Origin of the sequence: Nocardia sp. NPDC051833 (genome assembly GCF_040681225.1) — a bacterium.
In the GTDB taxonomy this organism is placed as follows: Bacteria; Actinomycetota; Actinomycetes; order Mycobacteriales; family Mycobacteriaceae; genus Nocardia.
This window is the reverse complement of record NZ_JBFAYK010000001.1, coordinates 1509331-1520957: the sequence shown is the minus strand read 5'-3', so window position 1 is coordinate 1520957 and position 11627 is coordinate 1509331. Positions and strand designations below refer to the sequence as shown.

General features: G+C 69.0%; 14 protein-coding genes. 6 read left to right on the top strand and 8 right to left on the bottom strand.

All coding sequences use genetic code 11. The annotated features are described in order from the left end of the window. Positions 1–34: 34 nt before the first annotated feature. From AB0L91_RS06770 to AB0L91_RS06745, 6 genes are all read right to left on the bottom strand, one after another. A complete protein-coding gene (locus tag AB0L91_RS06770) occupies positions 35–277 on the bottom strand; it encodes a helix-turn-helix transcriptional regulator (protein WP_355276472.1) in 243 nt (80 codons plus the stop codon). Further along, positions 277–927 (bottom strand): DUF2975 domain-containing protein, encoded by a 651-nt coding sequence (locus AB0L91_RS06765; RefSeq protein ID WP_365007782.1) that lies wholly within the window; start codon positions 925–927, stop codon positions 277–279. Before AB0L91_RS06765 ends, AB0L91_RS06770 begins: the two co-directional genes overlap by 1 nt. A 58-nt stretch (positions 928–985) precedes the next feature. Next, positions 986–1156 (bottom strand): YbdD/YjiX family protein, encoded by a 171-nt coding sequence (locus tag AB0L91_RS06760; RefSeq protein ID WP_357344216.1) that lies wholly within the window; start codon positions 1154–1156, stop codon positions 986–988. Positions 1157–1266: 110 nt separating this feature from the next. After that, complete coding sequence (locus AB0L91_RS06755) at positions 1267–3519, bottom strand: carbon starvation CstA family protein (protein ID WP_365007780.1); 2253 nt, start codon at positions 3517–3519, stop codon at positions 1267–1269. Positions 3520–3643: 124 nt separating this feature from the next. Then, positions 3644–4054 carry a VOC family protein gene (locus AB0L91_RS06750; RefSeq protein ID WP_355276466.1) on the bottom strand — a complete coding sequence of 137 codons (411 nt, stop codon included), beginning with the start codon at positions 4052–4054 and terminating at the stop codon, positions 3644–3646. A 4-nt stretch (positions 4055–4058) separates the two neighbouring features. Then, positions 4059–4901: a helix-turn-helix domain-containing protein gene (locus AB0L91_RS06745; protein WP_365007777.1), complete on the bottom strand. Its 843-nt coding sequence runs from the start codon at positions 4899–4901 to the stop codon at positions 4059–4061. A 219-nt stretch (positions 4902–5120) separates the two neighbouring features. Between AB0L91_RS06745 and AB0L91_RS06740 the strand changes: the two genes are divergently transcribed. The 5 genes from AB0L91_RS06740 to AB0L91_RS06720 all read left to right on the top strand — a co-directional run bounded on the left by AB0L91_RS06740 (position 5121) and on the right by AB0L91_RS06720 (position 9694). Beyond that, positions 5121–6032: a zinc-binding dehydrogenase gene (locus tag AB0L91_RS06740; protein ID WP_365007774.1), complete on the top strand. Its 912-nt coding sequence runs from the start codon at positions 5121–5123 to the stop codon at positions 6030–6032. A gap of 80 nt (positions 6033–6112) precedes the next feature. Continuing rightward, a complete protein-coding gene (gene ychF / locus AB0L91_RS06735) occupies positions 6113–7192 on the top strand; it encodes a redox-regulated ATPase YchF (RefSeq protein ID WP_365007771.1) in 1080 nt (359 codons plus the stop codon). Positions 7193–7221: 29 nt separating this feature from the next. Continuing rightward, the gene (locus AB0L91_RS06730) at positions 7222–7782 is read left to right on the top strand and encodes a helix-turn-helix domain-containing protein (protein WP_365007769.1); all 561 of its coding nucleotides are present in this window, start codon (positions 7222–7224) and stop codon (positions 7780–7782) included. 251 nt (positions 7783–8033) lie between these two features. After that, positions 8034–9020 carry an alpha/beta hydrolase gene (locus AB0L91_RS06725; protein ID WP_365007768.1) on the top strand — a complete coding sequence of 329 codons (987 nt, stop codon included), beginning with the start codon at positions 8034–8036 and terminating at the stop codon, positions 9018–9020. Between the two features lie 92 nt (positions 9021–9112). After that, complete coding sequence (locus tag AB0L91_RS06720) at positions 9113–9694, top strand: hypothetical protein (RefSeq protein ID WP_365007766.1); 582 nt, start codon at positions 9113–9115, stop codon at positions 9692–9694. A 59-nt stretch (positions 9695–9753) separates the two neighbouring features. Here the strand turns inward: AB0L91_RS06720 and AB0L91_RS06715 are convergent, their stop codons facing one another. Together AB0L91_RS06715 and AB0L91_RS06710 are read right to left on the bottom strand one after the other, a co-directional pair. After that, a complete protein-coding gene (locus AB0L91_RS06715) occupies positions 9754–10074 on the bottom strand; it encodes a hypothetical protein (RefSeq protein WP_365007765.1) in 321 nt (106 codons plus the stop codon). Further along, positions 10071–10667: a TetR/AcrR family transcriptional regulator gene (locus AB0L91_RS06710; RefSeq protein WP_365007763.1), complete on the bottom strand. Its 597-nt coding sequence runs from the start codon at positions 10665–10667 to the stop codon at positions 10071–10073. The genes AB0L91_RS06715 and AB0L91_RS06710 overlap by 4 nt, the downstream gene beginning before the upstream one ends. Before the next feature lie 44 nt (positions 10668–10711). Here AB0L91_RS06710 and AB0L91_RS06705 point away from each other — a divergent pair, with 44 nt between their 5' ends. Beyond that, entirely contained in the window at positions 10712–11566 is an 855-nt protein-coding gene (locus tag AB0L91_RS06705) for a phytanoyl-CoA dioxygenase family protein (RefSeq protein ID WP_357343099.1), read from the top strand. Positions 11567–11627 lie beyond the last annotated feature (61 nt).

Below are 11627 nucleotides of genomic sequence, written 5' to 3'. Positions count from 1 at the left end.
GCGAAGCGAGCGGGTCGCTAGCGGAAATCGGCCACTATCCCCGGTGACCCGATGACGGTAATTCGTAGCTGATGAGGTCACCCGGTTGGCATTGCAGCTCCCGGCACAGTGCGGCGAGGGTGGAGAACCTGATGGCCTTCGCGTGCCCGTTCTTGAGCACCGACATATTGACCACGGTGATCCCGACCCGCTCGGCGAGTTCGGTGAGGGTCAGCCCCCGCTCGGCGAGCAGGTGGTCGAGGTGCACGCGCACGCCCGTGGCTTCTTCCGGCGGCATCAGATCAGGCCCGCGGTGTCGTCGCGCAGCGCGGTGCCGCGCCGGAACACCTCGGCCAGCGCGACGAGCGCCATCCCGACGAGAAGCGCTGCGAGGGTGGGCGATCCGGCGTCGAGCGTGAACCGCAGCAGCACCAGATCGTGGCCGTCGAGCGCCCGGGACTGGAGTTCGGCCCTGGTGAACGCCGCGACCGTCGGAACCACCAGCGCGCCGCCGAGGACCGCGCCCGCGACGGTGTAGATCCGGCGGACATTCGGCGCGACGAACGGGTCGCCCTGCGCCAGGCTCCCGACGATCCGCAGGACGGCGGTCAGCGCGATCAGGACGGCTATGGCGAGCAGCAGTCCGGGCGTCGCGAGCAGCAGTCGCTCCACGGCATCGGGCTGATGGAAGGTGATCGTCAGGTTCCCGTCGACGGCGACGTCGACAGCTCCCGTAGTCCTCGCGTCGACGACCGGCGCGGCGATGTCACCCGGCCGGTCGACGACGATCGTCGTCGGATGGCCGCCGCCGCGGACGGGTACCAGCGCGGCGATCCATAGCAGTTGATAGACCGCGACGAGACCGGTGATCCCGATCGCGGCGAGAAGCACGGCCCGGAGCACGACATTGTCGGCACCGGACCAGCGGAATGCGGATGACGTAGGCATGATCGGCCCCCCGTTTATCGTTTTTCGATATTAACGATAAACGATATGGGGGCCGATGTCAGCAGCAGCGGGTGGTCGGGTTCCGCTCGGCTTCGGCGTAGCGGTCGCGCCAGTACTGGCGTTCGCTGGGGATGGGGCAGCCGGGGTGGGTGCGCCGCAGATGGTCGACGTAGCGCTGGTAGTCCTGGCCGCCGTTGATCGCGCTGTACCACCTGGCGACCCCGCGCACGCCCGCCCACACCCGCGACAGCAGCGCCGGCGCGGCCGGGCGCGGCGCCGTGGCCGCAGGGGCGGGGGCGGCCGATCCGGTGAACCGGCCGCTCCCGTCCCGCGACACACTCACGACACGTGCGCCGATCCGGGTGCGGTCACCTTGCCCTCGGCGATCAGCACATCCCACTCCTTCTGTACGTCCTTCTCCGCGGCGGTCGAGACGAAACCGCTGGGCGCGAAGATCTTCGACGGCTGCTCCTCGGACTCGGTGCTCGACACCGTGCCCGACCGGATCGCCCGCGCGCACACGATCGCGCCGACCACGGTGACGATCAGCACCAGCACCGCGAACACGATCGAGAGCGTGCCCTGGATGAAGGTGTTGCGGATGGCGATGTCGACCTGCTCGGGCGTCTTCGCGGTCAGGCAGCCCGTGCCCGCCTCCTTGGCGGCCTGGCACAGGCTGTGCTGCTTCCAGTAGCCGAGCTTGGGATCGGCGGAGAAGATCTTCTGCCAGGACGCGGTCATGGTGACCAGCAGATCCCAGACCAGCGGGACGCCGGGGATCCAGGCCCACTTCAGCAGGCCGCGCTTGATGATGATGGTCAGCACGATCGTCAGCGCGATCGCGGCGAGCAGCTGGTTGGCGATGCCGAACAGCGGGTAGAGCGCGTTGATGCCGCCGAACGGATCGTTGACGCCCATCAGCAGCACGCCACCCCAGCCGGCGACGACCAGCAGCGAGCACAGCCACGCGCCGATCCGCCAGGACGGATCGCGGAACTTCGTGAACCCGCCGCCGAAGTTGCCCAGCGCGTCGGAGACCAGGAACCGGGCCACCCGGGTGCCCGCGTCGATCGTGGTGAGGATGAACAGCGCCTCGAACATGATCGCGAAGTGGTACCAGAACGCCTTCATCGATTCGCCGCCGAGGAACTTGTGGAAGACCTCGGAGATGCCGACCGCCAGCGTCGGCGCGCCACCGGTGCGCGAGATGATCGATTTCTCACCCACGTCGGCGGCCGCGTCGGCGAACAGTTCCGGCGTCGCGGGCGGACCCGACAGGCCGAGCGTATTCGTGTAGGCCGCGGCCTTTTCCGGGGTGCCGCCGGTGAGCCCGAGCGGCGCGTTCATGCCGAAGTACAGGTGCTGATCGATGATCGAGGCCGTGATGATGGCCATCACCGCGACGAACGACTCCATCAGCATGCCGCCGTAGCCGATCATCCTGGCGTTGGATTCCTTGGCCAGCAGCTTGGGCGTGGTGCCCGAGGAGACCAGCGCGTGGAAACCCGACAGCGCGCCACAGGCGATGGTGATGAACAGGAACGGGAACAGGCTGCCCGCGAACGCGGGACCCGTTCCGGTGTGCGCGAATTCGGAGACCGCGGGCGCCTTCAGCACCGGCATCGTGATCAGGATGCCCGCCGCCAGCAGCACGATGGTGCCGACCTTCATGAACGTCGACAGGTAGTCGCGCGGGGCGAGCAGCAGCCACACCGGCAGCACCGAGGCGAAGAAGCCGTAGGCGATCAGGCACCAGGCGATGGTGGTGCGCGAGAGGGTGAACCAGTCGGCGCCCCACTCGGTTTCCGACACCCAGCCGCCGCCGACGATCGCCGCCAGCAGCAGCACGATGCCGATCGCGGAGACCTCGCCGACCTTGCCCGGCCGCAGGAACCGCAGGTACACGCCCATGAACAGGGCGATCGGGATGGTCATCGCGATCGAGAACACGCCCCACGGGCTCTCGCCGAGCGCGTTGACGACGACCAGTGCCAGCACCGCGAGCAGGATCGTCATGATGGCCAGGATCGCCACGATCGCGGCGACACCACCCACCGTGCCGAGCTCGTCGCGCGCCATCTGCCCGAGGCTGCGGCCGCGCCTGCGCGTCGAGGCCCACAGCACCAGGTAGTCCTGCACCGCGCCGGCGAACACCACGCCGACGATGATCCAGATCGTGCCGGGCAGGTACCCCATCTGCGCGGCGAGCACCGGGCCGACCAGCGGCCCGGCGCCCGCGATGGCGGCGAAGTGGTGACCGTAGAGCACCCGCCGGTCCATCGGCATGAAGTCTTTGCCGTTGTCGTAGATCTCGGCGGGGGTGGCGACATCGTCGCGCGGCTTGGTGATCTTCCATTCGATGAACCGCGCGTAGAACCGGTACGCGATGATGTAGGTACAGACCGCCGCGATGACGATCCACACCGCGTTGACCGACTCACCGCGGACGAACGCGATGATCGCCCAGGCGATCGTGCCGAGCACGGCGATCCCCGCGAACACGGCCTTCTTGGCGGGCGTGATCGGGGTGCGATCGACGACACCGACCGGAGGCAAGTCCGGGTCGGTCCGCAGATATTCGATGGTCGCCATGTGCCAACTCTCCTGGTATAACGCGCAGAGCCTCGGGTGAAACATCGACAACGTAGCCGATCGGCCCAGCGCGCCGGACAGGATCACCCACCGTCGCGGCCAAGATGAAATTTTGTTCAGCGGGTCATTCGCCGCGGTAGGTGCCGAAGCTCCAGAGGTTGCCTTCGGGGTCGGCGACGGTGAACCCGCGCGAGCCGTAGTCCTCGTCGCGCAGGCCGCGGATGAGGCGGGCGCCCGCCGCGGTGGCCCGCGCGTGCAGCGCGTCGGGCTCGTCGGTGACCAGGTAGAGCGAGGCGACGCCGGCGGGGCGGGTGCCGAAGGGGCTGTCGTCGCGACCGGTGGAGCCGAACATGATGCCGCCGCCCGCGGGCCAGCGCAGTTCGCCGTGTTCGACGACCGACGCGTCGTCCTCCCTGGCGTAGACGGCGACCTCGTCGAAACCGAAGGCGGTGGTGAGGAATTCGATCATGGCGCGAGCGTCGTCGAAGGCGAGGCAGGGCCAGACCGCGGTCTGGGTGTTGGTGGAAGTGTCCATGTGCTCAGCCTCTCGCCTCGGGGGCGGTCGGGTCTTGGACGGATGGAATCTCCTCGGCCAGCCAGGTCGTCGGGGCGCAGGCGGCCAGCTCGGCGAAGTCGCGGTTCAGGTGAGCCTGGTCGTAGTAGCCGCAGGCGGCGGCGACCTGAGCGATGGAGACATAGGACGGGGTGTTCGCCAGCATCCGCCGCGCCCGCTCGAACCGGATGATCCGCGCGGCCAGTTTCGGGCTCGCGCCGAACTCGGCGGTGAACTTGCGCGTCAGATGCTGGCGGCTCCAGCCGATCCGCTGCGCCAGCGGGGTGATCTCGCAGGTGCCGCCGGTGCCGACGAGGGTGCGCCAGGCCCAGGACAGTTCGGGTCCGGCGAGGGTTTCGGTGCGCGCCGCCGCGGTCAGCGCCCGATCGCAGGCGGCGAAGCGGCCGGGCCAATCCGGTTGTGACTGCACGGCATCGGCGAGCTGGTCACCCAGCGGTCCACCGGCGTCGGAACATTCGATCGAGACATCCCACAGTTCGCTCGCGGGCATGCCGAACAGGACCCGGCTGCCCAGCGGGGTCAGCTCGATCGCGATGCCCTCCTGGAAACCGGTGTGCGAGATCATCGCCGGAGTCGCTTGCAGGCCGCTGAGTACACAGCGGTAGCTGCCGGGCGCCTGGTGCGGATCGGTGTGCTCGACCACGTCGATGGTCGGGCCGATGGCGACGATGAAGGTCATGTGCCGCGAGGGCAGGCCCCGGTGCAGGCCGGGTTCGAACCCCGCGAGCCGGTAGCCGATGTAGCGGTCGATGAAGGCCGCCAGGATCGGCGCGGGGGCCGCGGTCACCACCTCCGTGGTCGACTCCATACGCGTCACGCTACGCCGGAAACAGTGGCAGCGACCAGGGTCGTGAGCGATGTGGTGTGGCGCACGCGTCCCGCGCTCCCGTGCGGGGTAACCATTCTGTGAAGGTGCTCGCCGCGCCCGGCGCGCGGCGGTGAGATTTCGCACTCACAGGTCCGTGAGCTGTGGTTACGCGCACTCAGGCGGTTACCGTTGCGCCTTCGCCCAATCTCAGGAGGTGTCATGCGGCGAGTTCGGTACGAGCGCAGCGGTGGTCCGGAGGTGCTCGAGGTCGTCGCGGCCGAGGTGCCGGTGGCCGGTCCCGGTGAGCTGCTGGTCAAGGTCGAGGCCATCGGGGTCACCCTGTCGGCGATCCGGCGGATCAGCGGTCCGCAGCAGTTGCGGGCCGAGGTGGCCGGTGAGGTCGTCGCGGTCGGTGACGGTGTCGACGGCTACGCCCCCGGCTATCGCGTCGTCGGCCTGTGCGCCGACGCCTACGCCGAGTACGTCGTGCTGCCCGCCGACCAGGCCTCGGCCATCCCCGACGGCGCGTCCGCGGTCGACGCCGTCGCCTTGATGCGCAGCGGTCTGGTCGCGCTCGGCGCGCTCGACACCGCGGCCCCGCGCGAGGGCGAGACCGCCCTGATCACCGCCGCCGCCGGTGGCGTCGGCCACCTCGCCGTGCAGCTGGCCCGGGTCCGTGGCGCGGGCTGGGTCGTCGCGGCGGTGTCCGACGGGGCCAAGGCCGACTTCGTGCGTGGGCTCGGCGCGGACGAGGTCGTCACCTACGACCAGCTCCAGGCCGCCAAGCAGGCCGACTTCGCCCTCGACGGTGTCGGCGGCACCGGGCTGGGCGCCACGATCGGCGCGCTCGCCGAGGGCGGCCGGGTCGTCACCTACGGCACCGGCGGCGGCCTCATCGACACCGAGGACCTGCTCGCCGGCGGCAAGACGCTGTCCGGCTTCCGGATCGGCCGCCTCGCCCAGCGCGACCCGGCCCGCTACGAGGACCTGCGCCAGGAGGTCTGGCAGTTCTACGCCTCCGGCCTGCTGCATCCGGTCGTGCACGCCGAGTTCGCCCTCGACGAGGCCGCCGCCGCGCACGCCGTCATCGAGCAGCGCGCCAACCTGGGCAAGGTCGTCCTGGTTCCGTGATCACCCTCGGCCCGCCCCGCCCGCGCGGGGCGGGTTCCGGTGGTTCGGTGACCGGCCGCACCGCGTAGACTCTGCTCCTCGTGAGCCTCACCCTCGGAATCGTCGGCCTGCCCAACGTCGGAAAGTCGACGCTGTTCAACGCGCTGACCAAGAACGACGTGCTGGCCGCGAACTACCCGTTCGCGACCATCGAGCCCAACGTCGGCGTGGTCCCGCTGCCGGACCCGCGGCTGGACAAGCTGGCCGAGATCTTCGGTTCCGAGAAGATCGTGCCCGCCGTGGTGTCCTTCGTCGACATCGCGGGCATCGTCAAGGGTGCCTCCGAGGGCGCGGGCCTGGGCAACAAGTTCCTGGCCAACATCCGTGAGGCCGACGCCATCTGCCAGGTGGTGCGCGTATTCGCCGACGACGACGTGGTCCACGTCGACGGTCGCGTCGATCCCACCGCCGACATCGAGGTCATCGAGACCGAGCTGATCCTGGCCGACCTGCAGACCCTCGAGAAGGCCATCCCGCGCCTCGAGAAGGAAGCCAAGGTCAAGAAGGACCGCAAGCCGCTGCTCGACGCCGCCAAGGTCGCCCAGGAGTTCCTCAACGAGGGCACCACCCTGTTCGCCGCCGGCAAGAAGGTCGACGGCGAACTGCTGCGCGAACTCTCGCTGCTCACCATCAAGCCGTTCCTCTACGTCTTCAACGCCGACGAATCGGTGCTCACCGACGAGGCCAAGGTCGCCGAACTCGAGGCCGCCGTCGCCCCCGCCGACGCCGTCTTCCTCGACGCCAAGGTCGAAGCCGAACTCCTGGAACTCGACGACGAGTCCGCCCTCGAACTGCTCGAGTCCATCGGCCAGACCGAGCCCGGCCTGCACGCCCTGGCCCGCGCCGGCTTCCACACCCTCGGCCTGCAGACCTACCTCACCGCAGGCCCCAAGGAAGCCCGAGCCTGGACCATCCACCAGGGCGACACGGCCCCCAAGGCCGCCGGCGTCATCCACACCGACTTCGAACGCGGCTTCATCAAGGCCGAACTCGTCGCCTTCACCGACCTCGTCGAGGCCGGCTCCATGTCCGCCGCCAAGGCCGCGGGCAAGGTCCGCATGGAAGGCAAGGACTACATCATGGCCGACGGCGACGTCGTCGAGTTCCGCTTCAACGTCTAAGGGCCACAGGGCTTTTCGAAGGATCCGACGTGTCCGAAGTGAGCGGGCGGCTGGACGCGGTGCTGGATGCCGCGTACATCTGCTTCGCCCGCCATGGTCTGCGGCGCGCCACGATGGACGACATCGCGGGCGAGGTCGGACTGTCGCGGCCGACGCTGTACCTGTCGGTCAAGAACAAGGACGAGGCCTTTCGCCTGGTGGCGCAGCGGATGCTGGACCGCTCGCTGGCCGCCGCCACCGCGGCGGCGCAGCGTCGGGGCGGCACGGCCGATCGAGTGATCGCGGTCCTGGAGTGCAAGCTCGGGCTGGCCGCTCAGCTCCACCGGGACAGTCCGGCGCATGCCGCTGACTTCCTGGTCGACGGCGCACGCAGACTCGGCACCATGATCGACGATCACATCGCGGCACTGACCGGCATCGTCGCCGAGATCCTGCGCGAGCGAACGACTCCGCGCGAGGCCGGGGAGCTCGCGGCCGCGCTCATCGCGCTGACCTATGGCCTGGAACGCGAGATCGACGACCTGCGGTCGGCGGGCCGGCAGCTGCGGCGCACCGTGACCCTGGTCGTGATCGGGCTCGAACACTCCTGACCTGCGCCGACGCGTGATCTCGCGCGGCGGGTGTATCCACCGCACCGGGAATTCCGGATCACCTCGGGGATGCGCGCCGTGACTCGTTGACATATTTGCGCAAATTTGTCAGAGTGTCAGCGCGCTGCCCACGGGGGCATGCGGACCGGCGATCCCGGTTACGCGGCCCGGACCTGCCCGCCGCGCGTCAACTCATCGCGGTGCATCGTCCGAGAAGTGCAGCCGCGCAGTCTGTTTCCCGAGAGGACCCGATGTCCGTTTCCCGTCGTTCGTTCCTGGTCGGTGCCGCCGCGCTCGCGCCGCTGCTGCTCGCGCCCGGAATATCGTTCGCGCAGGACGCCATTCGTGAGAACGTCACCTTCGCTTCCGGCGCGGACCGGTGTGCCGCCTGGCTGTATCGGCCGAGCGCCGATGTCTCCCGCAAACGCCCGGTCGTCGTGATGGGTCATGGGCTCGGCTGTGTGAAGGAGATGCGGCTGGACGCCTTCGCCGCGCGCTTCGCGGCGGCTGGCTACATCGTCCTCGCCTTCGATTACCGGCACTTCGGCGCCAGCACCGGCGAGCCGCGGCAGCTGCTCGATATCGGCCTGCAACACGCGGACTGGCACGCGGCCATCGCCTACGCACGCGCACTTCCCGGCGTCGATCCGGAGGCGGTAGCGCTGTTCGGGACGAGCTTCAGTGGTGGACACGTACTCGAAATCGCCAAGGCGGACCCCCGGGTGGCCGCGGTGGTGAGTCAGTGCCCGTTCACCGACGGTGCCGCGTCGTCGATGACGCTCGGCCTGTCCGCGCCGAAGGCACTCGCGCTGGCGGCCGAGGATCTGGCGCAATCGTCCTCGGGGCAGGGACCGGTCATGATTCCGCTGGCCGGGCGTCCGGGCGAGGTCGCGCTGATGAACGCGGCCGATGTCCTCGACGGCTACCTCGCGCTGGTGCCGCCGGGTATGGCGTTCACCAATGCCGTGCACGCGCGCGTCGCCGCCGATATTCCGCTGTACTTCCCCGGTAAGGCGGCCGCGGCGGTGAAGGCGCCCATCCTGTTCGGGGTGTGTGACAACGACACCGTGGCACCGCCGGTCCCGACGCTCGAGTACGCCCGTTCGGCACCGGCCGCGACCGTGCGCCGCTATCCGGTCGGGCATTTCGACATCTACCTCGGCGCCGCGTTCGAAGCCGCGGTGGCCGACTACGTTCCGTTCCTGCTCCAGCACGTCCCTCCGCCGAAGGACGCCTAGCGCCGCGGTCTACCCCAGCGGAGCCCGATTCGTGGGCTCCGCTGGGGTTGTCATTACTGGACCACAAGCTCCGAGTGGGATGAGGTGAGTAGATGGGACTCGACTACGGCTACGAGGTCTACGTTCACCGTGATTTCGCGCGTCCGCTCTTGGAAGCGGTGAAGGCTTGCTGCACTTCTGACCCCGATCGGTCCACCACGGTCGAGTTTCCCGACGGCCGAGTCGTCCTGCCGTGCACCACCGGGTTCGTCTCCGGAACCTCTGTCCCCTTCGACACGACAGCGGCGGCCGAGGGCAGTCTCCTCGAGCTGGACTTGTCGATTTCGTTTCCCGCGGACAACGAGCTGCTGAAGTGGGTGGACGACGAAGGGATCGTGGCGACCGGACCGGAGGGTGACCGGCTGTGTTCGGTCGGGCATATCTACCTGTTCGCCTGGGATGCTTCGACATTCCTGCCGGATCATCTCCGGTTCGACTTCATCGCTGCGACCACCAGAATGAGCCGATTGTTCGCCCGCTCGGCGTCGATACGCGCATGGTTCGCCGACCTGACATTCGAGCACGGTGGCCCCTTGTGCCTGCTCGACCTCGAGGAAAAGGGGCGTGTGGCAATCACTCTCGGGTCGATCGATTGCCAACGCGGCGTGGTCGACTGGGACGGTCTGTACATCTGACACGGGCACGGTGACGAAGATCCGCGCTCCAGCTCGGTGCGGTCTGTCGGATGCCGGCGCTACCAGGTCGCGAAGATCCAGACGAAGAACGCTGAGGTCAGCAGGGAACTCGTCGTTGCCGCTGTCAGGGCGATTCTGATTTTCGGGTGGGTGGACCAGAGGACGGTGATGAGGCCGAGTGTCACTGCGAGGGGCACCAGCCAGATGTCGATGAGCCACGGCAGGTTCCACCCGGTGGCGATCTGGAGGTCGAGGGTGGCGAGGAGGGTTGCCCAGTTGATCAGGTAGCCGGCGGTGCAGCCGAGTACGACTTGTGCGGTGCCCGTGGCGATTCGGAATCCGCGTGAACGTTGACGGACGGCTGCCCGGCTGTCTTTCATGTGCCCCCCTGGCTCCTGGTGATTCCGAGGGTAGCGGCGGTCAGGTGCCAGAGGCGGGCGGTTGCTCGGTGCTCGTCGGTCGGGGGTGTGGCGCGGAGTTGCTGGGCGATGCCGTGGCGTAGGCCGCCGATGACGTAGGCGCCCGCGCTGTCGGGGTCGAGGTCGCGGGGGAGTTGGCCGAGGGATTGGCCGTGGCGGATGTTGTCGGCGGCCATGGCGCTCATGGTTTCGATGTGGACGGCTTCGAGTTCGGCGAGGTCGGGGTCGAGGGCGGCGCGGGTGAGGAGGATGGGGGCCAGGGGGTCGGCGTAGTGGTAGGCGACGAAGAGGTGGGTGCGTTCGCGTTCGCGGGTGGCCCAGTCGGCGTCGGCGGGGAGGTGGGCGTCGGCGATGGCGTGGCGGAGGCCGTCGTAGAAGCCGTCGTAGATGGCGGCGAGCAGGCCGCTCTTGGAGCCGAAGTGGTGGTAGAGCGCGCCGGTGCTGAGCTTGGCGCGGCGGGTGAGCGCGCTCAGTTCCAGGACGCCGTTGCCGCGGACCAGTTCCGCGCGGGCGGCGGTGAGCAGTTGTTGACGTCCGATCGGGGCGCGTGCCATATTCGAAACATAACAGAACTCAGTTATGTTCAAGGGAGTGGCCGATGACCGGCGAAGTTTCCTCATTGACGGACCTGGGTGGCGACCTGGCCGGGACCTATCGGCGGACCGCGAGCAGCGGGGCGACGGTCGATCCGGCCGTCGTCGAGGCGGATCTGGCGGCGGTGCTGCGCGACGGGTACGTCATCCTGCCGGACCTGCTCACGCCGGATCAGCTCGACGAGATCCGCGCCGCGGTGGCGCCGCTGCTGGATCGGCCCGGGCGCAACCAGTTCGAGGGTCACACCACCCAGCGGGTGTACAGCGTGCTGAACAAGACGGCGAGCTGCGACCGCATCGCCGATCATCCGCGCGTGCTGGCCCTGCTCGACCGGCTGTTCCAGCCGAACTACCTGCTGTCGATGCTGCAGGTGATCAATATCCTGCCCGGCGAGCAGGCGCAGATGCTGCACACCGACGACGGTTTCTACCCGCTGCCGCGCCCCCGCGCCGCGCTCGGCGCGGCAACGATCTGGGCCATCGACGACTTCACCGCCGACAACGGCGCGACCGACATCATCCCGGGCAGCCATCGGTGGGGCGATCGGCTCCCCGCGGGCGAGGCCCGCGAACCCGTGGTGATGCGCGCCGGGTCGTGCGTGTTCTTCCCCGGCACCCTGTGGCACGGCGGCGGCGCCAACCGCACCGATCGCCCGCGCCTGGCCGTCACCGCCCAGTACTGCGAGCCGTGGTTGCGGCCGCAGGAGGCGTTCACCCTCTCGATGACCCGCGACACCGTGCGCCGGGTCTCGGAGGACATCCGGCGCATGCTCGGCTACAGCATCCACCCGCCGTTCGTCGGCCAGGTCGACGGCATGCACCCGAAGCGCCTGCTCGAACCGGGGGCGACGCCGCGGTAGGCACCAAGGTGGGGTTCTGCGCACCCTCGGTGGTTCGGCGCCAGCACTCGGGGCCCTGATG

Coding starts and splice junctions, on each gene's coding strand:
- AB0L91_RS06770 (WP_355276472.1), bottom strand. CDS start 277: ATGCCGCCGGAAGAAGCCACGGGCGTGCGCGTGCACCTCGACCACCTG.
- AB0L91_RS06765 (WP_365007782.1), bottom strand. CDS start 927: ATGCCTACGTCATCCGCATTCCGCTGGTCCGGTGCCGACAATGTCGTG.
- AB0L91_RS06755 (WP_365007780.1), bottom strand. CDS start 3,519: ATGGCGACCATCGAATATCTGCGGACCGACCCGGACTTGCCTCCGGTC.
- AB0L91_RS06750 (WP_355276466.1), bottom strand. CDS start 4,054: ATGGACACTTCCACCAACACCCAGACCGCGGTCTGGCCCTGCCTCGCC.
- AB0L91_RS06745 (WP_365007777.1), bottom strand. CDS start 4,901: ATGGAGTCGACCACGGAGGTGGTGACCGCGGCCCCCGCGCCGATCCTG.
- AB0L91_RS06740 (WP_365007774.1), top strand. CDS start 5,121: ATGCGGCGAGTTCGGTACGAGCGCAGCGGTGGTCCGGAGGTGCTCGAG.
- AB0L91_RS06725 (WP_365007768.1), top strand. CDS start 8,034: ATGTCCGTTTCCCGTCGTTCGTTCCTGGTCGGTGCCGCCGCGCTCGCG.
- AB0L91_RS06720 (WP_365007766.1), top strand. CDS start 9,113: ATGGGACTCGACTACGGCTACGAGGTCTACGTTCACCGTGATTTCGCG.
- AB0L91_RS06715 (WP_365007765.1), bottom strand. CDS start 10,074: ATGAAAGACAGCCGGGCAGCCGTCCGTCAACGTTCACGCGGATTCCGA.
- AB0L91_RS06710 (WP_365007763.1), bottom strand. CDS start 10,667: ATGGCACGCGCCCCGATCGGACGTCAACAACTGCTCACCGCCGCCCGC.
- AB0L91_RS06705 (WP_357343099.1), top strand. CDS start 10,712: ATGACCGGCGAAGTTTCCTCATTGACGGACCTGGGTGGCGACCTGGCC.